At 41.9% G+C, this 23,783-nt stretch carries 17 protein-coding genes, 1 tRNA gene and 4 pseudogenes; 8 read left to right on the top strand and 14 right to left on the bottom strand.

Annotated features, from left to right (window positions below):
- Window positions 1-396 precede the first annotated feature (396 nt).
- On the top strand, window positions 397-2,979 hold the full coding sequence (locus ACLFKQ_RS27500) for a DUF3536 domain-containing protein (protein ID WP_449002834.1): 2,583 nt from the start codon (window positions 397-399) through the stop codon (window positions 2,977-2,979).
- Window positions 2,980-3,081: 102 nt separating this feature from the next.
- Here the strand turns inward: ACLFKQ_RS27500 and ACLFKQ_RS27505 are convergent, their stop codons facing one another.
- Complete coding sequence (locus ACLFKQ_RS27505) at window positions 3,082-3,252, bottom strand: hypothetical protein (RefSeq protein WP_449002835.1); 171 nt, start codon at window positions 3,250-3,252, stop codon at window positions 3,082-3,084.
- A 125-nt stretch (window positions 3,253-3,377) separates the two neighbouring features.
- Between ACLFKQ_RS27505 and ACLFKQ_RS27510 the strand changes: the two genes are divergently transcribed.
- Complete coding sequence (locus ACLFKQ_RS27510; RefSeq protein WP_449002836.1) at window positions 3,378-4,070, top strand: class I SAM-dependent methyltransferase; 693 nt, start codon at window positions 3,378-3,380, stop codon at window positions 4,068-4,070.
- Window positions 4,071-4,235: 165 nt separating this feature from the next.
- On the opposite strand, the gene ACLFKQ_RS27515 is transcribed toward ACLFKQ_RS27510, so the two are convergent.
- The 4 genes from ACLFKQ_RS27515 to galE form a co-directional block, all read right to left on the bottom strand.
- Complete coding sequence (locus ACLFKQ_RS27515; RefSeq protein ID WP_449002837.1) at window positions 4,236-4,625, bottom strand: type II toxin-antitoxin system PemK/MazF family toxin; 390 nt, start codon at window positions 4,623-4,625, stop codon at window positions 4,236-4,238.
- On the bottom strand, window positions 4,618-4,848 hold the full coding sequence (gene mazE, locus ACLFKQ_RS27520; RefSeq protein WP_449002838.1) for a type II toxin-antitoxin system MazE family antitoxin: 231 nt from the start codon (window positions 4,846-4,848) through the stop codon (window positions 4,618-4,620). The genes ACLFKQ_RS27515 and mazE overlap by 8 nt, the downstream gene beginning before the upstream one ends.
- A gap of 113 nt (window positions 4,849-4,961) precedes the next feature.
- Window positions 4,962-5,387, bottom strand: coding sequence for a preQ(1) synthase (gene queF / locus ACLFKQ_RS27525; RefSeq protein WP_449002839.1), 426 nt, complete (start codon window positions 5,385-5,387; stop codon window positions 4,962-4,964).
- Between the two features lie 73 nt (window positions 5,388-5,460).
- On the bottom strand, window positions 5,461-6,450 hold the full coding sequence (gene galE, locus ACLFKQ_RS27530) for a UDP-glucose 4-epimerase GalE (protein ID WP_449002840.1): 990 nt from the start codon (window positions 6,448-6,450) through the stop codon (window positions 5,461-5,463).
- Window positions 6,451-6,538: 88 nt separating this feature from the next.
- On the opposite strand from galE, the gene ACLFKQ_RS27535 reads away from it, so the two are divergent.
- From ACLFKQ_RS27535 to ACLFKQ_RS27550, 4 genes are all read left to right on the top strand, one after another.
- Window positions 6,539-7,810 (top strand): bifunctional folylpolyglutamate synthase/dihydrofolate synthase, encoded by a 1,272-nt coding sequence (locus ACLFKQ_RS27535; protein ID WP_449002841.1) that lies wholly within the window; start codon window positions 6,539-6,541, stop codon window positions 7,808-7,810.
- A 92-nt stretch (window positions 7,811-7,902) separates the two neighbouring features.
- Window positions 7,903-9,327, top strand: coding sequence for a protein kinase domain-containing protein (locus ACLFKQ_RS27540; protein WP_449002842.1), 1,425 nt, complete (start codon window positions 7,903-7,905; stop codon window positions 9,325-9,327).
- Window positions 9,328-9,401: 74 nt separating this feature from the next.
- Window positions 9,402-10,601 (top strand): trypsin-like peptidase domain-containing protein, encoded by a 1,200-nt coding sequence (locus ACLFKQ_RS27545; RefSeq protein ID WP_449002843.1) that lies wholly within the window; start codon window positions 9,402-9,404, stop codon window positions 10,599-10,601.
- Between the two features lie 224 nt (window positions 10,602-10,825).
- Window positions 10,826-10,897 (top strand) — tRNA-Gly (locus tag ACLFKQ_RS27550).
- A 301-nt stretch (window positions 10,898-11,198) separates the two neighbouring features.
- Here ACLFKQ_RS27550 and ACLFKQ_RS27555 read toward each other — a convergent pair.
- From ACLFKQ_RS27555 to ACLFKQ_RS27580, 6 genes and pseudogenes are all read right to left on the bottom strand, one after another.
- Complete coding sequence (locus ACLFKQ_RS27555) at window positions 11,199-14,405, bottom strand: helicase-related protein (RefSeq protein WP_449002844.1); 3,207 nt, start codon at window positions 14,403-14,405, stop codon at window positions 11,199-11,201.
- 101 nt (window positions 14,406-14,506) lie between these two features.
- Window positions 14,507-14,709: pseudogene (locus ACLFKQ_RS27560) on the bottom strand (type II toxin-antitoxin system HicA family toxin).
- Window positions 14,706-14,912, bottom strand: a complete 207-nt coding sequence (locus ACLFKQ_RS27565) for a type II toxin-antitoxin system HicB family antitoxin (RefSeq protein WP_449002845.1) — start codon at window positions 14,910-14,912, stop codon at window positions 14,706-14,708. The pseudogene ACLFKQ_RS27560 and the gene ACLFKQ_RS27565 overlap by 4 nt, the downstream one beginning before the upstream one ends.
- A gap of 78 nt (window positions 14,913-14,990) precedes the next feature.
- Window positions 14,991-16,043, bottom strand: a pseudogene (locus ACLFKQ_RS27570) (DUF1156 domain-containing protein); the annotation flags it as partial.
- Window positions 16,044-16,060: 17 nt separating this feature from the next.
- Window positions 16,061-16,815 (bottom strand): IS5 family transposase gene (locus ACLFKQ_RS27575; RefSeq protein WP_448998612.1). Its coding sequence is split into 2 segments (ribosomal slippage): window positions 16,061-16,492 and window positions 16,495-16,815, totalling 753 coding nucleotides; the frame shifts between segments, so codons are not numbered across the junction.
- A gap of 60 nt (window positions 16,816-16,875) precedes the next feature.
- On the bottom strand, window positions 16,876-17,943 hold the full coding sequence (locus tag ACLFKQ_RS27580) for a hypothetical protein (protein WP_449002846.1): 1,068 nt from the start codon (window positions 17,941-17,943) through the stop codon (window positions 16,876-16,878).
- A gap of 128 nt (window positions 17,944-18,071) precedes the next feature.
- Here ACLFKQ_RS27580 and ACLFKQ_RS27585 point away from each other — a divergent pair, with 128 nt between their 5' ends.
- Window positions 18,072-18,458 (top strand): hypothetical protein, encoded by a 387-nt coding sequence (locus ACLFKQ_RS27585; RefSeq protein ID WP_449002847.1) that lies wholly within the window; start codon window positions 18,072-18,074, stop codon window positions 18,456-18,458.
- Between the two features lie 111 nt (window positions 18,459-18,569).
- Here the strand turns inward: ACLFKQ_RS27585 and ACLFKQ_RS27590 are convergent, their stop codons facing one another.
- The 3 genes and pseudogenes from ACLFKQ_RS27590 to ACLFKQ_RS27600 all read right to left on the bottom strand — a co-directional run bounded on the left by ACLFKQ_RS27590 (window position 18,570) and on the right by ACLFKQ_RS27600 (window position 22,829).
- Window positions 18,570-19,094 carry a transposase gene (locus tag ACLFKQ_RS27590; RefSeq protein ID WP_449002848.1) on the bottom strand — a complete coding sequence of 175 codons (525 nt, stop codon included), beginning with the start codon at window positions 19,092-19,094 and terminating at the stop codon, window positions 18,570-18,572.
- 37 nt (window positions 19,095-19,131) lie between these two features.
- Window positions 19,132-19,560 carry a DUF7680 family protein gene (locus ACLFKQ_RS27595; protein ID WP_449002849.1) on the bottom strand — a complete coding sequence of 143 codons (429 nt, stop codon included), beginning with the start codon at window positions 19,558-19,560 and terminating at the stop codon, window positions 19,132-19,134.
- Between the two features lie 2 nt (window positions 19,561-19,562).
- Window positions 19,563-22,829: pseudogene (locus ACLFKQ_RS27600) on the bottom strand (ATP-binding protein).
- A 91-nt stretch (window positions 22,830-22,920) separates the two neighbouring features.
- On the opposite strand from ACLFKQ_RS27600, the pseudogene ACLFKQ_RS27605 reads away from it, so the two are divergent.
- Window positions 22,921-23,255, top strand: a pseudogene (locus tag ACLFKQ_RS27605) (DUF5615 family PIN-like protein).
- Window positions 23,256-23,783: the final 528 nt, after the last annotated feature.

Genomic DNA, 23,783 nt, shown 5'->3' on the forward strand with positions numbered 1-23,783 from the left:
TGATTAATCGCGTTACTTCAATTCTGCAATTCCTCCCCTATTTATGCAACGCCAATAATATAACTATCTTGGTATTGGAGCGAAATTTGCCCGAGAGTCGAGAAAGGCTTGAGAGGTAACTAAAGCTCAACTGCAAGAGCGACCAGTCTTATTGCAGTTTGTTCGTGGGATAGCGATGAGTTATGGTCGCATATTAGACAACGATTCTATGAAGAGCGAGCTTCTATTTGCTCAGTCAAACTAACATCTTCTTAATTAAATTTAGCTAAAAAAATAACCACTCGAGAAAAATTTGAGTTTAAATATAGAGAGGAATAATTCGCTACATGACATGGCATTCTTATCATTGAATTCTAACTAACTAATTTAGTAATTAGCATAATTTTCTAGATTTTTATGGTATCTACAGCAAAGAATACTGAAATTTTAGCTTCGGAACGAGTTGAAGAGCGCTCTATTGTTAGCGATCCCCTCAAAAAAGCCCATGGTGTCTACGTTACGATTCACGGACATTTTTATCAACCACCTCGAGAAAATCCCTATTTAGATACGATTGAAAGACAGCCTAGTGCTCATCCCTTTCATGACTGGAACGAACGCATTCATTATGAATGCTATCGTCCCAATGCTTTTGCCAGAATCCTCAACGACCGACAAGAAGTGATTGGGATCGTCAATAACTTTGAATATTTGAGCTTTAACATTGGAGCGACTCTAATGTCATGGCTGGAAAACTACGATCCCGAAGTCTATCAGCGCATCATTGAAGCCGATAAAAAAAGCAGTCGTCGACTCAACGGACACGGTAATGCGATCGCCCAAGTTTACAATCACATCATTCTGCCTCTAGCTAACGAACGGGATAAATACACCCAAATTCGTTGGGGTAAAGTCGACTTTCGCTCTCGCTTTGGGCGCGATCCCGAAGGAATGTGGCTGGCTGAAACGGCAGTAGATTATGCAACCATCAAAGTCCTAATTGACGAAGAGATTCGCTTTATTATCCTGGCACCTTCTCAAGCAGAGCGCTGTCGCCCCTTACCTACAGCAGAAACACCAGAACCAGAATGGCATCAAGTAGGCGGTTCTCAAATCGATCCCACCCGACCCTATCGTTGTTTTATTGAAGATGGTCGCTATCTCGATGTCTTTTTCTACGACGGACCGATTTCCCGGGACATGGGTTTTAATGACGTGCTCAATACTGCCGACAACTTCGCTAGTAGAATCGGACAGGCAGTGAAAGGAGATCGTCGCCCCGCCCAAATACTCAGCGTAGCGACCGATGGTGAAACCTTCGGACATCACAAAGGCGGTACGGAAAAATGTCTGGGATATGCCTTTACGGAAGAATTTCCCCGTCGCGGTTGGATAGTTACTAATTACGCTCACTATCTCAGTATCGCTCCTCCTACTTGGGAAGTAGTTCTCAAACCCGTAACCGCCTGGAGTTGTGCTCATGGTGTAGATCGCTGGCAGGATAATTGCGGTTGTGGCGGCGGTGGCCTGTGGCATCAACAGTGGCGCAGACCGTTACGGGATGCCTTAGACTGGTTGCGAGAGCGTACGATTGAAGTCTACGAATGGCGAGGAGCCCAACTATTTCGCGATCCCTGGTCGACCAGAGATGAATACGCTTCAGTTATAGGCGATCGCTCCATCGAACAGGTAGAGCAATTTTTGCAAGCCCACCAATCTCATCCTTTGAGTGCAGAAGAGCGTATTGACGCTTTGCTCCTACTAGAAATGCAGCGTCACTCTTTGCTCATGTATACTAGCTGCGGCTGGTTTTTTGAAGAGATATCTCGCCCCGAAGGAGTCCAAATTTTGCGTTATGCCGCCCGTGCCTTAGAATTAGCGGGAGAAGTAGCGGGAATTGACCTCAAACACGAGTTTATTTCGCATTTGGCAAAAGCTCCCAGTAACGTCGAGTTATTTGGCGATGGTGCCGGAGTGTATCGGGAGTTAGTCTCTTCAGCTCAAATCGGTTTCGAGCAGGTGACGGCGCATTACGCCATTAGCTCTTTGTTTACTAACTATCTCCAGCAAGAGAAAATCTATTGTTACAAAGTCGAACAGTTAGACTATCAAAAACAGCAGCTAGGAAGATTGGCTCTCTCAGTCGGGCAAGTACGCTTGACCTCGGAAATTACCTGGGAAAGTCAACATTATGTTTTTGCAGTACTACATTTAGGTGGTTGGGATTTTCATTGCTGCCTCAAACCTTTTAAAGGACGTTTGGCATATGCCGAATTAAAACAGCAGCTATTTGAAGATCTCAAACAGGCTAGCGCGGCACGGACAATTGCTACGATGAATCGCAATTTTGGCGATCGCTGTTTCAATTTACAGCATTTATTTGCCGAGGAGAGACAGCGGATCGTACGACTGATAACTGAGAAGACCAAAAAAAATCTCGACCGTCTCTACAGCCAAGTCTATCGGGAAAATTACAGTATTATTGCCGCTTTTCAACGCGAAGAATTACCCGTTCCTCAAGAGTTAAAAGTAGCCGCAGATGTCGCCCTTTCCTCCCGCTGCCGCAGTGCCATCTTGGCTTTAGAAAAAGCGATTGACAATCCCGAAAAAATAGATCTTTATTTATCAGAACTCACTGCCACAGCTGACGAAGCCAATCATTTTCAGTGTCAGCTCAATCTTCCCGAGGGGAAAAAGATTTTAGAGCAGACCATTCTACGTTGGCTTTGGAAATTGCTTTACGATAGCGATCCTGCAACCCTGGAAATCGATGTGGCAAGAATAGAACGGGCAATTACGGTAGGGGAAAAACTACATTTAGGTTTGTCCCTCGATCGCGCTCAAGAAACTTACTACAAATGTTTTCATCAACGCATCGTACCCAACTGCTTTGTCTCGACTCACGGAGAAAATACCTGTCGGTGGGAGCTGAGGAAAATTAAGCCTTTGTTGAAATTGGGTCAATTACTGGCGATCGACGTTAGCGGTTGGCTTGACTAAGTAGAGGAAGTAGAGTAAAAGGTAAGGGAATCTAGTATTTTTTTCGACTATTACTCTTCAACCTTTTACCTAATTACATCGTGTCTAGTGCCTAGTACCTTTTTACTGTAGACCCAACCAAGACAGCAGTCCCTTTCCAGTTATATACTCAATGGCAATCGTCAAGACGAAGCCGATCATAGCAGCACGACCATTGAGTCGTTCGGCATAAGAATTAAATCCGAATTTAGGCTCTTCTAGGTTGGGAGTAGTAGTAGGTTGAGTTTGGCTCATAATCAATTTACCTCTTAGGTGGCTTGTAACAATTCTTTACTAAGTATCTTAACTCATTTCTTTAGTATGGATTAGCTCTCAACAGTAGCAAGCGATCTCTTCTTTATATTCAATATATTCAATAAATGCCAAATATACATCAGAACCTAACCCAAAAAATTAGGAATGATTTCGATCGCCTTGCCAGGTACGATAAGGGTGGATGGAATCACAATAATCACTATCACCATTTCTTAATTCAACAGTTACCAAAGCCGTGCCATAGCGTTCTCGATCTCGGTTGTGGTACTGGTGAGTTTTCACGTCTGCTTGCCACTCGCGCCGAGAAAGTAGTGGCAATTGACTTTTCTCCCAAGACAATTGAGATTGCCAGAGAACGCTATGAACATCGAACAAATGTTTACTTTTTGGTTGCCGATATTTTGCAGTGGGATTTTCCTACAGAAGAATTTGATGCCATCGTATCCATAGCAACGGTTCATCATCTCCCAATCGAAATTCTACTTCCAAAGTTAAAAAATGCTTTAAAACCTGGCGGCGTGCTAATGATTTTAGACCTATTAGCACACGAGACCTTGAGAGACTTTGCAAGTGATTTTATTGCCGTACCTCTAAACTGGTTGTTTCAAAAGACAAAAAATAGACGTCTCAAAAAGTTGCCAGAAGCCGTAGCAGCGATGAGAGAACATATTCGTACGGATAGTTACCTTACCCTATCTGAAGTACGAAGAATTTACCCAAGGTTTCTAGGGAGAGTCACGATTAGAAAGCATTTGTTCTGGCGTTATTCGGTAGTTTGGGAAAAGTCGGTTTTTTGATGGCGTACTTTTAGAACTCAGGATTGAAAAATTTCGTCGAAGCCAAGCTGAATCAAAACTGCCCTTTCTATACTTTCCCAATACCGGGACTTTGACAAAAAACTGGGTTCAAAAAGGGGTGAAAGCCTGATATATCAATTGTTTAACCTCAAAACAGCTAAATTCTTAATATATCTGGGTTTCAGGCGATTTTACCTCGACGAGGTAAAATCGCCGTCTGGTGAGGCTTTCACCCCTTTTTGATAGGTAAAAATTGTCAAAGTTCCGATACTTGTCTTCCAACACTCCCAGTTTGTTACCAATTCTTTCCATGGATACCGAACGAATGTGAGAAATATCGAGTCCTCTTGTTCGATCTAAGTTATTAAGACTCGTTGGTTCGACTATGACTACAAATGGATACTTATTTGGCTTCAGAAAAGGGGCAACAATTGTTTTTTTTGAGTGACGATTTCCCAAGTCATTCTGTAAAATCAAACAGGGTCTTTTTTTGTTTGCTTCATCGCCGACAACTGGTTCTAGATTTACGAAGTAAATTTCGCCTCGTTTAATCATCGTCGCTCAAACCATCCCCAGCCGTACAATCCCATAACAAAATTTCTGTTGCTTCGTCTTTATCATTAGCCTGTTCGATATAAGCTCGTTCCAATTCTTTTAGCCGTTTTTCTTTTTGTGCCCGAAGAATTAGAGAATTAATAAATTGGCTACGATTTTTAGTTTGAGAATCAATAAACTCGATCGCGTTTTTATCTAGAGTAATACTAATTTTTTGTGACATTTATTTATCCTGCCGAAATATGCTACCTAATAGTAGCATTATTTGACAAGACAAATTGTTAGCGCTCGAAAGCCTGAAAATACTTCTTAGTTAGTAAAGCATTCGTTCTGGCGTTATTCAGTAGTTTGGGAAAAGTCGCTTTTTTGATGCCGTACTTCAATAACCGTGTGAACGTTACCTCTGGGATTAAAATCTCCAGTAATTTTTGCCTCGAGGGGATCGCAGGCGGCAACGAAGTCATCTAAAATCTGATTGATTACTTCTTCGTGAGAAATATAGCGATCACGATAGCTATTAATGTATAGTTTTAAAGCCTTTAACTCGACCACTTTCTCATCGGGTGAGTAGGTGAGATGAATGGTGGCAAAATCGGGATAACCAGAAAAGGGACACTTACAGGTAAACTCTGGCAGTGTAATATCAATATTGTAACGTCTACGCACTCTGGGGTTGGGAAAAGTAATTAAAGTTCCTGCTTCAATCTCTCTTTCGCCATACTTTAAATTGTTGCTTTCGGTTGGTTGGGGAGAAGTAGTCATAAAGGTTGATGGTCGATCGTTAATAGTTGATGGTTAATTGTCGCTCTAGTTAAATTATGATTAATTATTATGGTTATTGATTTGTTAGTTGGATGAGCTGCTTTTTTTCCCAGGCTAAAGCACTGCTAATAATTTTTTCTAAAGAATGATAACGAGGTTGCCAACCGAGAACCCGACGGATTTTGTCTGCCGCTGCTACTACACAGGCAGGATCGCCCAGTCGCCTAGAGGTTTCGGCGACCGCAAAATCTACCCCCGAAACTTCTCGCACTTTAGCTAAAACTTCACGGACGCTGTAACCCCTACCATAGCCACAGTTGAAAATCTGGCTATCCGATGCTGTTTCTAAATAAGCTAAAGCGTTAACATGAGCCGAGGCTAAATCTTCTACGTGAATATAGTCGCGAATTCCCGTACCGTCAGGAGTGGGATAGTCGGTACCAAAAATACTCACTGAGGGACGAAGTCCCAAAGCAGCATCGCAAGCGATTTTGATTAGGTGATTGGCATTGTTGGACTGACCGATTTTACCAGAGCTATCGGCTCCAGCTACGTTAAAATAACGCAGGATAACATACTTGAGCTTTGAGGCTCGAGCGTAGTCTCTAATAATCGTTTCGCTCATCAATTTCGAACGTCCGTAGGGATTGACTGGTACCGTAGGAAATGATTCGGTAACCGGATCTTCCTTAGTTTCGCCGTAAACTGCCGCCGTACTCGAGAAAACTAGCTTATTGACTCCAAATTGCTCACAGCAGCGCAGCAAATTGACCACGTTACAGGTATTATTGCCATAGTAGGTCAGGGGTTGCTCGAGGGATTGAGGAACGGAAATTTTAGCAGCAAAGTGTAGCACTGCATCAAATTGATATTTAGCAAAGACTTTGGCTAACAACTGAGTATCTTTAAGTTCTCCCCGGATCAATTTTCCATATAGTACGGCAGATGTCGAGCCCGTAGAAAGATTATCGTATACTACGATATCGTAACCTGCTTCGCCTAGTTTTTTGACCGTATGAGAACCGATGTATCCCGCACCACCTGTAACTAAAATATTTCCCATATCTACATTTTATTCATTTGTCAGCATTTAAGCTTTAATCTTTTTGGCATTTTTTAATATATTGTCCTTGTAACTAAATTGACATAACATGACCAGCGAGCGAGTCGAATCTTTTCTAAAACCCTTTCAGCGTTTTGGCGTGCATTTGGGTTTGGAACGAATTGAGAAATTATTAGCTGACTTAGGACATCCCCATCGCCAAGTTCCTATTATTCATGTTGGAGGAACAAATGGCAAAGGTTCAGTGTGTGCATATTTGTCTTCAATCTTAACTGAAGCGGGTTTTCGAGTGGGACGCTATACCTCGCCGCATTTAATCGACTGGACGGAAAGAATTTATCTGAACGAAACTGCGATCGCCGAATCAGATTTAATTGCTATCTTACAAGATGTTATAGGAGCAATCGACCCAAAGAGTGAAAGTCCCACTCAGTTTGAAGTAATCACTGCCGCAGCTTGGCTTTATTTTGCTAGGTCGCAAGTAGATTTAGCCGTAATCGAAGTGGGTCTGGGAGGCAGGCTAGATGCTACTAACGTTAGCGATCGCACCTTAGTCAGTATTATTACCTCGATAAGTAGAGAACACTGGCAGCGTCTCGGACCGACTCTAGCCGATATTGCCCGAGAAAAAGCAGGGATTCTTAAAACCAATTGTCCTGCAGTGGTGGGTAAATTACCAGCAGCGGCAGCAACGGTGGTATCAGCGAAAATTGCCGAATTGAACTGTCCCGCAGTTTGGGTAGAACCAGCAACCGATTTAAAGATCGCTCGACCCCGGTGGGCAAAGTATCGAGACCTTGAATATCCCTTGCCTTTACTGGGAGAAGTACAGTTAATTAATTCGGCAATAGCGATCGCCGCAATTAAAATTCTCCAACAGCAAGGCTGGAATATTCCCCAACTTGCCATTCAGACGGGAATGAGAAAAACTCACTGGTTGGGAAGACTGCAATGGACGTCCTACTGCGATCGCCCTTTATTAATTGATGGCGCGCACAACCCCGCCGCCGCGACCGCCTTACGTCAGTATATCGATACTTTAGATCGACCGGATCGACCTGTAGTTTGGGTGATGGGAATGCTCTCTACTAAAGACCACCGCGATATCTTAGAGATTCTGCTGCGACCTGAAGATGAACTATATCTAGTACCAGTACCCGACCATAGCAGCGCACTTCCCAAAGATTTGGCAGATTTAGCTAGGGAAGTTTGTCCGCAACTGAATAAATGTCAAACTTATGATGGGTTATTTATCGCTTTAGATGCCGTGTGGGAACACAATCGTCGCGAACCTTTAGTGGTTTTGTGCGGTTCTTTGTATTTAGTCGGTTACTTTTTAAAGATGCAGAAGAACTTATAACTCAAAAGGCGCTCGAGATAACCTCAACTTGGCAATGGGGAAATATAAAATCGGTCTGCTCATTTCTCGTTCTCCAAAACTAATCCTCAATTATGAGTTACTGTTTCAATCCTCATTGCCTCGAACCACAAAATCCCTTGGCAGCAAAGTTTTGCCTCAATTGCCAAACACCTCTGCTGCTCGAGCGTCGCTATCGGGCGATCGAAATTATCGGACGAGGAGGTATGGGGAGAACCTTACTAGCTACGAACGAAAAAGTCCGGGGTGCAGAATCTACCTGTGTCATCAAACAGTTTTTTCCCCAAACGAGAAATATAACTAGTCGCCAAAAAGCAATAGAATTATTCGCCGCAGAAGCAGTCATTCTCGATGAGTTGGGACGACATCCTCAAATTCCTCAACTTTACGATTACTTTACTCAAAACGAGCATCAATATTTAGTGCAGGAATGGATTGAGGGAGACAATTTAACCCAAGTGTTACAGAAACAAGGCACTTTTGATGAGAAAAGGATTTGTCAACTATTGAACGCCTTACTCCCAGTTCTCGCATTCGTTCATCAGCATCAAATTATTCATCGAGATATCAAACCAGAAAATATTCTCAGTTGCTCAGATGGGACTTTGGTTTTAGTGGACTTCGGCGCAGCCAAAGCGGTTTCAGCTCGAGCACTAGATCGCACGGGAACGATAATCGGTTCTCCCGAATATATTGCCCCAGAACAACTTCGAGGCAAGGCAGTTATCAGTAGCGATATCTACAGTTTGGGGGTAACTTGTCTTCATCTGCTAACGGGTATTTCTCCGTTCGATTTGTATAGCGATAGTGAAGATGCTTGGGTCTGGCAAGATTATCTGGCGAGCAATTCCATTAGCGAAGAACTGGGACAAATCCTCGACAAAATGATTATTAGAGCGATCTCTCAACGTTATCAATCGGCATCGGCGGTTTTAGGTGATTTAAATGCTAACTGTGTCTACTCCTTGGAGTTGGCTTCAAACTGTCCAGAAAAAGCTTTCGAATTTGTCCCAGCCGAACCAAAAATCGATTACACTCCATTACGAGATTTGCTGGCAACCAAACAATGGCAACAAGCCAATCAAATCACCGAACGTCTATTACTTCAAGCAGCACATGAAGAGCGAAAAGATTGGTTAGAACGGGACGACCTAGAAAACCTTTCCTGTGAAGTCTTGTGGGCGATCGACCGACTTTGGAGTGACTATTCGCAAAAACATTTTGGTTTTAGCGTACAGTATGGCATTTGGCAGAATTTAGACCCAAAAAACTATCGCAACTTTGGCAAACAGGTAGGCTGGTATCTCGAAGCAAGATGGATTTTAACCAAGCAGATTGACTTTAGCCTTGCTGCTCCTAAAGGACATCTTCCAGCAATGAGTTGGTGGTTCGGTCACGCGATTTGGGGACTTAAAGGTCTGTTCTTAAAATTGGATGCTTGTCTTACTCAAAAGATCGTTCCATCAGAAGATAATGATAAAAACCAAATCATCCTATGATGAATAACGATACTTACAGTATTTTTGCAGCAATTTAGCTCAACGTACACAGACAAAAACCGCGATCGCGATTGATGATTATTTTAATAAAAAAACTTGACCTAAAAAAATGGATTCAACGAACCAACTGCTACTTAATAATACTGGCGATCGCTATAGGATTGCTAGTGGTGAACCCCTCAACGGTTGGAGCAGAGGAACTAGAATCGATTAAAGAAGTAACTCCCGAAGTGATAGACAGTAAGTCTATTCCTTCTCCCGTAGAGCAAAATAGCTTTGTGACCTCAGTTGCCAAAACCGTAGAACCTGCAGTAGTTCAAATTAATGTCTCTCGCAGCTTAGATGGAGTATTTTTACCTTTCTTTGGCGGTGCGCCTGGGGGAGCTAATCGACCGACTTTGCGCGGCGTGGGTTCTGGCTTCGTCATCGATTCTAAAGGTTTGATTATCACTAATGCTCATGTGGTCGATCGTGCCGATCGGGTAACCGTTTCCTTTCAAGATGGTCGCCTCCTCGACGGTACAGTATTGGGAAAGGATTCCGTTACTGATGTTGCCGTAATTCAGGTAGAGTCTGCAGATTTCTTACCTGCCGTAACCATCGGCGACTCGGATCTAGTAGAACAAGGTGAATGGGCGATCGCCATCGGCAATCCTTTGGGTTTACAAGAAACTGTAACTGTGGGAGTAATAAGTGCTACCAATCGTTTCAGTCGCGATATCGGCATTCCCGATAAAAGAATTGGCTTTCTACAAACCGATGCCGCGATCAATCCCGGTAACTCTGGAGGTCCTCTACTAAATGCACGAGGAGAAGTTATTGCTGTAAACAGTGCAATCATCGGTGGAGCACAGGGACTAGGGTTTGCCATTCCCATCAACACCGCTCGCAGAATTGCCCAACAAATAATTGACAACGGTAGGGTAGAACATCCCTATATTGGCATTGAAATGGTTTCTCTAACTCCCGAAATCAAGCAACAATTCAATCAATTTTCCAATCGTCAGTTAGAGGTTAATAGCGATCGCGGTATTTTAATTATGACGGTTACTAATAATTCTCCCGCCTCCAAAGCAGGACTACAGGTAGGTGATGTGATTCAAGCTGTCAATCAGCAAGCCATAACTAAAGCCGAGACTCTACAGAGATTGCTAGATGAAAATGGTGTCGGTCGCGAATTGCAACTCGAAATAGAACGGCAAAATAAAAGTATTGAGATAACCGTCAAACCCGAATCTTTACCTGATGCTCAAAACCAATCGATGCCTGGGTAAATTGTCTCTATTTTGGCTAAAGATTATCATGTAATGTTCCATAGGTCTGGGTTTTAGATAAAGCTTGCGGAGCGCTTAACCGTTGATATAAATTTGAATTTTTACTTGATAAAATCTTTATTTTTTGCCATAATGTTCTAAGGCAAAAACAAAACTATAGTACAAATCTCGATCTGCCTTTGGGTTACGTGTTTCATTCGTCCTAAAAGGAATTTCGAATAATCGCGGGTGTAGCTCAGTGGTAGAGCGTCACCTTGCCAAGGTGAATGTCGCGCGTTCGAATCGCGTCACCCGCTTAACAAAATAAATACAAGGCTTTCAGGGGCTGGATTATTAGTTTTTCGACTTGGTAATTATCATATTGACACCAAATCGACACCAAATCCATAAATTTACAATTGACCACTGAACAAATTAGAGTATCCATTTAAGCAATCGCCACAAATGAACCTAAAAAAGAGAATCGATACTTTCGGCTTCGCGTTCTGGCTTTTTTAAATACAGAGAACACTCTCTGACCATCTCATGATGAGGGATATGGCTGCGATCGCATCAGGCTTCGATACAGTTATGAGCTAATTTTTCAATCGCGCCATACTATTTGCTAGTTAAATCTTGATATCTAATTAATAATTCCTCGAATAAAGGATCGCCAAAAGTCATTAACCGCAGCGATGGTTTGCGGTCGAAAACTTCGGGGTAGAACGTTACAGAATAGCTTCGATCTTTGTAAGCTAACTTCCAGATGCGATCGCGCTCTGCGCCCTCCCCTTTGGGCTTATCGTCCTGAGATTCAAAAACTATCTTCTTAGCTTTTAAAACTAACGAACTCGTTAACAATTGCTCGATCTGTTGTGGAGTAGTGGAACTCGAAACCAGGGGTTGCCGAATTTCCGCTAAGTCTGCTTCTACATCTATTGCCGTCATTTCTTCTAAACCAGGACGCAAAGGAGGTGTATCTAAAACTCGCTCGAAATCAGCTAGCAATACTCCTTCTTCTTCGGGGTCGGCACTCATAACCGCTTGTTCGATAAATGTAGGAACCTGGGCGAGAATCGGCTGTAAATTACCTACTACTGTCTGAAAAGCATTGATGCGATCGCGCAGTCGGCGATACACTTTGGCTTCTACCGTACCGTCATAGTAAAAATTATGGATATTCACCGCAGAATAAACCTGTCCGATGCGATCGATCCTACCGATTCGTTGCTCTACTCTCATGGGATTCCAAGGCAAGTCGTAATTAATCAGAACGCCGCAGGTCTGTAAGTTCAAGCCTTCACTAGCAGATTCGGTACAGAGTAAGAGCTTTATTTCCCCCTTACGGAACCGTTGTTTGATTTCGTCTTTCGATACTAGCTGCCATTCACGATCTCGGTATAGTTCGCCTCCCCTTCCCGAATAGCAAGCTGCTTGTAAACCGTATAGCTGCTGTAAATTCTCTCTCAAATAGTCCATCGTATCGGTATACTGGGTAAAGACGATCGCGCTTTCTCTTTGGCTGAGTTCTTGGCGCAAAATTGAAAGAAAATGAGATAGTTTGCTATCTTCCCCAGTATTATCAAACTGCCGCAGTAGTTCTTCTAGATATTCAATCTCTCTTGGATCTACTGGTTCTTCCAAATAAGCTTCTAAACCGGTAATTACTGCATCGTCGGCTTCATCTAGATCGCTGAGGTCGTCTGGAGTTAGATTGTTAATCCCTTCTAAACGTCTTTGCAAAGATTCGCGAATGGCGTAGAAAGAACTGGTAAGACGCTTACGATACAAAGTCATCAAAAAGCCCAATGCCTTGCGATTTTCTCTCTGAGCTAGTTTATAAAAATGGCGAACATAATCGCTGACGGCTTGATAGAGGGAAACTTCTCGATTTGGTTCGAGAGCGATCGCATTATCGCAAATTATTCTTTTCGGAATATCTCGTTCCAAGATACCTAATCGATAATATTGTCTAAGGGTATCGCGGGTATGGCGAAACATCAGATCTTTGAGAGGAGTATTGACAGTAAGATACTGACGCGAGGCATTGATAAACGGAACATTTTTAGCTAGCTGTTTGGGATTGACAATACGCTTACCTTGTTTCCAAGTATCTTGCAGCTTGTAAGCTATCAAACGATCGCTAGTTGCTAAATATTGTTTCAGGCGATCGCACTCCGTACCGCCACGACGAAAATAATCGACCGACATAGTTTGCCAGAAGTCTAAGGTATAGCGATCTGGTCGCTCTGACAGCGAGGCAAAGTAGTTACAGAAATTATCACCATAGCCCCAATGTCCTTCTAGTCCCAAAAGATGTATTAGATCGAAGACTTCTATAGGATCGATTTGCATCGGCGTAGCAGAAAGAAGTATTAAAGATTTGGTTCTCTCTTTTAACTGCTGCATTAGCTGAAGCAAACGATTGGGATTATCTTTTCGCTGTTGGGGGCTTTTACGTCTGGCATGGTGTGCCTCATCGAGAATAACCAAATCCCAAGGTTTGGCTGCTATTAGTTCTTCCATCCGTTCGTTACGGCGAACTAAATGAGAAGATGCCAGAATTAAATCTTCGGTATTCCAGAGATTAAATACTGGTGTGATGGTCTTACCGTAATAGTCTTTAAATTTATTCTGACTGTAACTCCAAAAATGGAGGTTGAATTTTTCTCGTAGTTCTTCTTGCCATTGAGACTGTACACTAGCAGGAGCGAGAATTAAAACTTTTTTTATCTGCTGACTGACTATTAGGTAGCGTAAAATTAGACCCGTTTCGATGGTTTTACCCAAACCTACTTCATCGGCAATCAGAAAATTACAGGGAAATTTAGCAGCAACGCGGCGTAAAATTTTCAACTGATGCGCCCAAGGCTGAATGGGAATCGATTTGAGACAAAAATCCAAACAGCCTGGATGTTGGTGAAGGTCGAGTAGTTCTCGAACAGCCTGTTTTTCTCGTTCTACTTCGGGAGAATTTAATATTTCGGTAGTTGTTTGTAGTTTTTGGTTAAGAGTTTGTTTATTTGAAGCTTTATCGTCTACAGTGTTGGGCAGGGAATCTATAGTCAGCGATCGCCTTTGACCTCCAAGCTCGATTTCTTTATTCCAAGTGGGCTTATTATTAGGCGTATATCGTAGCAACTTTCGCTTAACAGCTTCTGGTATGTCAAAAGTCTTGACGTTTGGGGATAGATCGTTCCACAGTTGCTCGAAGCGATAAACTTCTTCATTAACTCTTTCTAGATCGCGATCGCCTTCCCAATCACAGTAAACATGAAAAGATTCGACGTTATTCGACCAACCGCTTAAAGATTCGTTATTCGAGCCGCTAAACGCAATACGTTCGCCTCTAGCGTCGGTGAAGATACCAACCTTTTCCTGAAAAATATGGTTTGGATCGAGAACGCGATCGCTCTCTTCGGGAATGCCATTATCTTTTAGCGGAACGGCAATTTTAATATCTAAATATTCATTGGCTATTAACCAGCTCAGGATCTCAAAGTGTTTTAACTGAACAAAGTTTTCTGGTTTTACTAGATCCGCTTCCAAACGAGAAATTAGTGCTTCTCTTAGTTGATAACCTCGTTCAATCGCTGCTATATCTTGAGTACTAAACTGACAGCCCATAATCAGGCGCATTTTACCCTGATTGTGTAGCATCGCCCCAACTCCCCTTGCTACTTTACTGAGAATCGCACTACCAAAAAAACCCGATTTGCGATCGTATTGCACCGCGCATTCTAAGGCGGGAATGTAAAAATCGGCGATCTGATTATTTTCGTCGCTAGAGTAGCTAATACGCCAGGAGCGATCTTTTAAGTGCATGAATTGAGTGTTATTAAAGACTATTTCTTAATTCAATGCTTTATTTGGCGTACAGTCTGTGAGTTCGATCTTTAACTAACTTAGATTTTGATTACTAAAAATTATTTTCTCCATTCCGATCTTGGTATCTGCGCCCCTTTCAAAATATTTCTTAAATTCCAGTAGGTAGATCTTTCCCTTTATGTTCTGGGACGATTACTTGTAGTCCCAGTTCGGCGTTTCTCCATTTACGGTGACTACCTTTTTGAGAAATAAGTTGAAATCCATAACGTTTCAGAATGGCTTCTACTTCGCGAGATTTCATGTCACTATAATCTCTTGAAGAATCGCCCCAGGTTCGAGATCTATTGAGTCGGGTTGTAGATAGAGTTCGATCGCTTCTTTAATATTTTCTATAGCTTCTTCTTTGGTGTCACCTGATGAGGTGCATCCAGGTAATTCGGGACACCAAGCAGCCCAATCACCTGTTTCGGGATCTGGTTCTAGTACGATACGCCATTTAGTCATAGTTATTTGTGCGATCGCTTTTCTAACTTATTCTTCTTAGATTATAAAGTTGTTCGGTTTTGTTTAAAATATGAGATTTCAAACTTCAAACTTCATTTGTTCGTAAACAACTTTAGCTTTAATTTCATCCATTGATAGCCAAATAGAAGTAAGAGTTTTGTGTTCTTCGGTGCTTTTGGGCATTACTTTAAAGGCGATTTCCAAAGTTTTCATCAACATATCGTTGTTGTTCAACCCTGTATCCAGCATGAATTTTCTAACTAATTGGGGGTTTTGTTCTTCTTGGTAGATGGCGATGATGGCGTGTAGGGCATCAACTAAATAGAGATTGGAGAAGTTTGCTGAGTCTGTAATAAATGCCCGTTTGCGGTGTCTTTGTTTGGGTGTTAGTAGTTTACAAGTACCGCTAGCCGAGTCGAGTAGTTTGTATTGTTTGGATAAATCGTTGACGTTAAAACCGCCAATGGCTAATGCTAGCTGTCTGGCTTCATCAAAAGCGAACTCGCGGGCTTTAAAGGCATCCCAGGCTAGGAGATACCATTGAGTTAGAGGATCGAAACCTGCGGTGTCAGTTTGTACTAGTTTGCGAAAACGATAGTTAGCTATGGCTTTTCTAGCTTCGGCAAATGCCACTTCGGGGCGGACTTCTTCACCGCTACTGTCGAGGATGGGATAGGAACGAGAGAAGACATTGAGGGCGGGACCAAACGCACTAAGATATAGATCGATACCCGTAATGTCATTGGCTTCAAATTCGGGGGCGCGTTGTTCGACGAGATTGGCTACTGCGGGGCGCAAATCCTCCCACCACGCTTGTTCGGCATTAGGATCGCGTTTGCGACAGACTAATAAAACGGTGCTAGAAACCGAATTTTTCTTGGCTTGATGGAGGTTTTGGGGGTTTTCAGTACTGACAGCCCAAGATGCAGTAATCTCAAAGCCAGCATCGATTAAGGATTTAGTCAGCACATCCCAAGCACCAGATTCTTTATGGTTAAACTGCACTGTCATTACCCCGTCATCTCGTAAGACGCGATAATATTCCCCAAACGCTAGCTGCATCTTGGCTTCATAGTCTTGTTTTGCTAGTTCTTCTGGGGATGCACCCATATTACAAAAGCGAGAGGGATTAGGTTCTGTTGACACAATTAACGCAACCAAATTAAAGCCGAAGCAAATTCGGCAAATCCCAAATAACATTCGTCAGTTTTGTCAAAACGGCTGAAAACGCGACGATAGTATTTAAGTTTGTTAAAAAAGCACTCAACTAGATGTCGCTCCTTGTACAGATGTGAATCGTAATCTCTAGGGTTGAGGCGACCAGAACGAGGCGGAATCACGCCTTGAGCACCAGTTTCCTCAATCAAGACCACAAAAGCATCACAATCATAGCCTTTATCGGCAATTACCTGTTGAGCTCGATAACCAGCCACCAATGCCTCTCCTTGACTGATATCGGCGGTTTGCCCTGGAGTCAGAAGCAACCGCAGCGGATTGCCCAACGCATCTACCACAGCATGTAACTTGGTACTAAATCCGCCACAAGAACCTCCTAAAGAGTGTTTTTCTGACCCCCTTTTGCTCCTGCTGCACAGGGATGAGCACGAATCATGGTGCTATCGGGAATTAAACTTTCTAAGTCAGCAGAGTGGGACATTTCTTGCAAGAGACGATGCCAAACTCCCTTCTGACACCAACGCCGATATCGTTTGTAGAGGCTGTTCCAGTTGCCAAAACGTTTGGGTAATTCACGCCATTGAGCACCTGTGCGAGTAATCCAGAGAACCGCATTCAGAAAACGACGACAAGCTTTGGGGTCTTTGATACGGATGTCTTGTTGGTGGCTCAGAACAACGAAAATTTGCTGCCAAGCAGAATCGTCCAACTTAACACGAGATTTCATGAAGAATTTTTTGACTAAAATCAGCAACTTCAGGTACTTTCTCATCTTTGCCTCTTTACGTCAACAGAACCTAGCAACCGCTTCTCGATCTTTATCCGTAAGTTCCGACCAAAATAAATCGGGAAATATATCCCCTAACGTGCGTTTTTGCCAGACATAGAAAAAGTCTGAAAGTTCCGCGCATTGTAGTGTGCTGTAGTACGGAGGGTCAGTTACGATTGTGTCTACAGATTTGTCTGCAATGTGAAAAAGACTATCGGCTGAGGCTGCATCTATTTGGATGGATTTTAGGTCGTATCGTTCTAATCCTGGAATAGTTATTGAGTTAGATTTTGTTCCGTATAGTTTACATAGTTTTGAAAAATCATCTGCTGCACCTTTACGGCAAGACTGCCACAAATTCAAACTTCCTTCGTATTCAGGATAACTCCAAAATAAATTTAATGAATGCTGTCCTGAGCATCCTGCGGCAGATATTCTACTTGGTATCCAGTGTGCTAGGCGACAATTTTTATCAACACATCTATCCAAAATAAAAGATAAATAAGTAGTTATAGCTTCTACTTTTTCTAGTTCATATTCTATTTGTAGCTTAGATTTTGCTTCGTTAATTATTTCCACATAGGTAACAAGAGTTAAAAGCTGACGCGGATTAAAATAATCTAAGCTTTTACTCAAACCATAAGCTATACATCTGTCCGCATAACCATCAAATCTTTGTTCTTCAGGAATAATATTACTGATTTTAAAATACTCTAATTTCTCTTCTATATAAGCTTCAGCTTTAGCAATACCTTCTAAATCTAACTTAGTAGGAATTCTAAACCGTAGACTGCCTTGACCTTCTTTGTAAGCAACTGCATATAACTGATGTCCCAAACCAGATGATTGTGCCTGAGATTTAATTACATCATCTTCAATTACAGTATTACAATTGGGACATTTACCAACACCATTTCCAATAGTGGTCGTGGTGCTTGGGTCGTATTCAAATTGAGCGTTAATTATAGTTCCATTCACCAGCGATCTTTCAGGTGGCGAATCACCAACGAGAATTTTTCCAGCAGGGGAAGGAGGACTGGAATCGGCTTCTTTGGCTTTATGCGAGAATATCTCAGCGGTTCGCAAGCTTTATTTAGAGCGCGGTCCATACGGAGCTATTACATCACAATCTTTAGCCAAAATTCAAAGGGCAATTTCGATCGCGATCGGAATTTATTAAATTTAGAAGTAACCCAACAAGAGAGGTGAGAAGTATGGATAAAACTGTAGAATTACCAAGCGGAAAAATTATCGATTTGTCCCGTTTTGTAGCTTTAATTCCTAATGAGAAAGCAGAAAACCAGGAATATTCATTGATTTTAGAAGGCTACGAGCGATCGATCGCCCTCGACTTACAAGAAGCAACATCGATAAAAGAGCTTCTTAAAGCGGATTCAAGTAAAAACCACAATGGAGTCTGGGATAGAGAAGAACAGTTACGCAAAAATCAACCAGCGATCGGTTTACTCAAAAAGCGAATCGCCAGAAATAGGCTCATGAGTGAAGCCGAATCCAAGCAACGAGAACAATTCTTTACGGACTTCAAAAAGACAGTTGACCAACAACGAGTTTCCGAACGAAAATTATATATTCCAGAATGATTGTTTTTCTACATTTAAATCGCTTTGCAGAAGCTAAAGAATGGCAGGCGATCGAGTTTTAAAGTTGCAGCCAGGGAGACACTGGCATTACTAGCAAGCAAGATGCTCGCATTACGTTGTTGTTTCCCAAAGAAAAGGATGTTCTTCTGGTCGATCGCATAAACCAGCTTTGACAGGATTTTCTTTAATATATTTCCAGGTATTTTCAAACTCGGTTCTATTTCTAATCAGGCGATCGTATCTTCCATCTTGCCAAACTTTACCGATATGATTCATGGCAGTGGGAATTTGTTTGGCACTATAGCTTTTTATGCTGTGTAAGATGCTGCCAAGTGTCCAGTATTTTGTTGAGGACTGTTTATCGGAGTCAGCGAGCAAGTATTTGGGTTGTGCGAGCAAGATGCTCGCATTACTACTGCTAGTTTGTTTTGAAAGTGGCTGAAGCAAGAGATGAACGTGGTCGTGCATAATGACCGAAGCATAGATCTTGTATCTTTTTTGATGGAAGAAGAGACAAGAATCTAGGACAATTTTTCTAGCAGATGGGGTTAGTTCTAATCTTTGCCAAGTAACAAAAGTTATGAAGTATGTTGCTCCAGGAATTTCTAGTTTTGCTGATGGTTTTTTAAATTTCATTGTGGTGGTGCGAGCATCTTGCTCGCTAATCGATCTATCAATCTCCCAATAGAATTCGCAGAGCTTTCAAAGCATTACTACGCTTACCATTAGCAATCATCGCAAACCAATAATGAGCTTCTTCGTTACTCATAGCGGTAATACCAGTAGCAATTTTGACGATACGTTCCGACTGAGAAAGAGGAGCGAGAGTTTGAAACAAAATTGCTGTCTGTACTCCCGATTCTTCCGATAAGATATAGGGACTCTGGCGTTTGAAACCCAAAGTTTTGGGATCGTAGTTGTTGGCTTTGAGAATTTGGTAGATACTTTGTTTGACCAAGTTCAAAGTATTACCTTTAAGACAACCTACTAACACGGCAGCAGGACGTTTCTTCTCACCCGCTCTCTTATAAGCACACTGATAGAGTTCCAACATAAAATTATTGTTGTCGGCAGGAACGACTCGCAGTTGAAATTCTTGCATGATTAATATTTCACCCTCACAGAAAGATTTAGCCGTTCGACTGGATTACGCTGGAGCGTTTGTTGAATTAAAGTCATTTCAGAGCTAGAGTGCAAAATCCCAGGCTCAAAGTTAATTAACAGGTTGAGATTGACATTAGCTTGTGCATTCTGGCTATTGAGCAAGCCGTTAATGGTATTGAAAAAGCTTTGAAATCCTCTTACTTGTCCTTGGTATTCCAAGCGCACGAATTGCTCTCCCGTTTGAATAGTTACAGTTTGGTCGATTTGCAAGGAGAAGCGACTTAATAGGGGAATAGCAGTACCGAGCTTGCGGTAGTCCATTAGTTGACTTACCGATATGTCTAAAGACTCAATTTCTCGAACGTGGCGATCGCTACATAAATCGTTAAAGGTAGTAAAAACTTTGTTAACTGTGCCATCGAGTTCGATAACGGGCGATCGAGCGTCAAATATAGTGCCAGTACCATCACTTCCATTACCGCTACCCCCTGGTTTATATTCTCCAGTTGGCTCTTTAACTCTATTTCCACTTTGAGAAAACACAGCTTGAGTTTGTTGTTCTGCGGTTTCTCCATTGCCATAATCGGCAAGTAAACGAAAGTTAGTTGTCTGGGTAATAGTTGTCTCGTATTCATCAGAAGGACGAAAATCTGCTGATAGCAAATTTCCATCTTGGTAAAGACTAACGGTTAATGCTCCTTTAGCTTTCCAACGTACTCGGACGTGTTTGGCTGTCTCATTACTAGTCATTACCTGAGCATTTAGTTCGATTACTCTTGGTTCGGGCGGTTGCAGAATTCCACGACGGTATAGAGTGTAGCGATCGCTAAATTCAATAGCTTCGGGTAGAGCGAGTTGTTCTTCTGTTTTTATGTAAACTCTCTCTCCAACTTTTAAATCCCAATTACCTTCCTACAATCCTTTACGGATAGTGTCTCTGAGTAGAGCAATCTCGGCATCGAGTAGAATATTAAGATTTAAATCTTTAGCAAAAGTATCTTTTAAAGCTTTAGTTGTTAAACTGTCTAAGCCTCTGCTCCAAACCTTCTGCAAAATATAGACGGGAGCAAAAGATTTCGCACTCTCAGATCGAATTTTTTCACAGTCCTTGAGAGCTTTGAGAATAATATCTTGCTGGTTATTTGTACCTTCAACCGCACTCGAATCTTGGGCTGGTAAAACGTGATGCATCAAACCAGTAGGAGCTTTTACATCATCTTTCGTAGGGTAAAACAGATGACGATAGGCATTAGTTAGCGATACTCTAATGTCTAGCTCTTTAGGTCCTTTTCTTCCTCTTAACTGTTTCTGCTGACTTTCGGATAAATCTTCTAAGCGAGTTTGACTGCGAAGAATATTTTGGATTGCTTTGTATTCTCTAGCATTGTCAATTGCTCGTTCGATTTCCTGCTTGTTGGCAACCAAAAACAAGATTCGATTTTTATAAATGCGGAATTTGCCCGACTCCCCAGTGTTATTGAAGATTTTCTCGACAATAGCTGGGGGACCATCGGTAGAGTTAGCTACCATAGCCTCATCAAAGTCAATCAGACAAAGGACGACATCATCAGGTAGATCGTCTACATCGGCAGGACTTTCGGGCGCGAAAACGGGAGTAAAAATTCTCTTGGCAAAGATGCTATCCCGTCGCTGACGCAGATCGTCTTTAGCTTCGGTGCGTCCTACCTGTTCTTTTTCTTCGGTGACAATCTTATTAATCGACGGTTCTTCTTTAAAGCGAGAACGAGAATCAATTGGATCGTTATCTAAATACCAAGCTACTGAGGTCAATTTTTTTAGGGCGCGATCGACAAAGCTACCCGTTTCTCCAGGCGTTAGTAGCGATAAATTTAATTCTTGCCGTTTAATACCAGAAGAAATGCCTTGAGTCAGCGAATGTAAAAATATAGTTCGCGCTACCCACGTAGAAAATGGTGGTTTTCCTGCCGCAATCCAATCTTTATCGTAAACTTGGGCGTAAGCTTCCCTACCATTGGGATTATAGATATCAGCCCCAATTGGCAGGCGCATTTGGGGGCGTTGAATACGAGAAGTTAAATCGTTAGTTACTACTTCGTCTACACCTACTGGAATATGATGGGTATGGATTATGGGTGTCCAGTTGCGATCGCGAAGCAGATGCCCTTCGGGCTTATCGCCTTGCCAAAGATGTCTTGTTACTTGAGCTAGCAATCTTAATGCTCCTCTCGTTTTTTGGAACTCTGGTATTGCCGCAATTTTCTTGGTTAAAAGATTGAATAATTCGGGATGAAAGGGATAACTTTGCGCGATCGCATTGGCATAGCGAGCCTCTTTACATCCATCGGGAAGATTGACTCTACTGGCGCGATAGGCAGCCAGGTATTCTGAAGATACTGTTTCGGCAGCTTCGCTACTTACACTATCAAATAGACGTTGTTTGACAATGTTGTAAATTTCTACATCAGTGGAAGGACTCAAAACTCTTTCTTGTCTGGCAGAAGCGCGAATCAATTCTGTTAACTCTGTTGTTTCTTCGGCAAAGGTGTCCGATTTAGAAGCTAGAGAATAGACAAAGACTAGGTTATTAGACGCTGCCGCTAAATCAAAGAGCGAAAATAAAAAAGCAACTACTTGTTTGGCAAGATTGCTCGTGCCTACTTGTTTACCTTTAGCTTTTGTTAGATAACAGGCAATTTCATCGAGGATAATGACTGTAGGTTGTCCGTCGAGTAGACGCTCTAAAACTGATGTACCTGGACTGATGCCACTGCGATCGCTTCCCTGTAGCAGTTGGTATCCCGATATGCCCCCAATTTGGTAGGCAATTTCACCCCAGAGAGTTTTAATAATAACACCTGAATCATTATGCTCGATACCATTTTCTGGATTTAAATCTCGTCCGTCTACTGCTGCTACTTGTACTGGACGTTCTGGAATTAAATTAAGCTCGGCAAATCTTTCCAGTCCTTCAATTCTTCTCCCTTGCTTGCAGATGTGCCATAAAGCAATTTCGTCGTGTGTTTTACCGCCACCAAAGCTAGTTTCTAAGCGAATTACCGCCGAACCTGCTGAATTGTTCGTCAGGCAGCTAAAAACTTCTCTGATTAGAGTCTTTATCCCGTCCGTAGCAAAAGTATTGACAAAAAACTTACCAGCATCTTGATAGACTAATGGTGCTTTTCCTTCTACCACCAAGCGAAGTTTAGCAGCAAACAGATCTACAGAAAGTTCCCCTGCTAGTATTTCTTCTCTAGGAGTACAGGTTTCAAAAATTAAAGGTAGCATATACAAGTCTCTAATTATGAGCTTGTGATTAGGTTGCCCACTTATTAAGGAAAAATTAATATTGCTGATTTTTCAGTTGGTAAAAGCTTTATTGGGTAGCACATTATGCAAATTTGATGAAAATGTTAGAAATGCTATCGCTGAAGGATTACGCAGAAGGGGAGTTGATGTAACTACGACTCCCGAACAATCTTTAATTGGTATCTCTGACGAAGCACAATTAAAATTTGCTTTATCTCAAAATAGAGTTATTTTTACTCAAGATACAGATTTCTTGAAAATGAACCAATGTGGCGTTACTCATTGTGGTATTGTTTATTGTTCGCAAGGGAATAAGTCTATTGGAGAAATTATTAGAGGTCTTATTTTGATTTGGGAAAATTATTAGAGCCATCCGATATGTTTGATAAAGTCGAAATTCTTTAAAAACATTGGTGCTATTTTTAATGGTTATTGCCTCGTTTCTGCGATCGCTTTACTCATTCTTTTGTTACTAATAACCGCGATCGTTCTAGTCGAACTTCCTCATCAATATTGTCAGTGAAGCTAGCGATCTCGTGTTCGATTTGTCTAACTTTGTTACTAAAAGGCGATCGCATCTTTGTTAGGTAAAACTAGAACATCAAACTTAACACTGAATATACTCCTATCGCGATCGCATAATATGCGAATTTTTAGTTTTAAAGCGATCGCTGAAAAGCATCTGATTGGTTAATTTTTTTTTAACTGGGGAATTCTCATGATGTAGGAGTAAATATAGATCTCTATTATCGTCTCCATATCGCACACAATCCAAATGTAGAGAATACACTCAGAAAAGTAACCGAACAAGGTATAGAGCCAGAAATGTTGAATCTAGTAACAAAACTTTACATATCTAACTGTTCGAGCCACACGGGAATAGCCGCGATCTCATTGGATTTCTGCTCTAGCGCTACTTGACCGAGAACTAAT

The organism is Myxosarcina sp. GI1(2024), assembly GCF_053543375.1.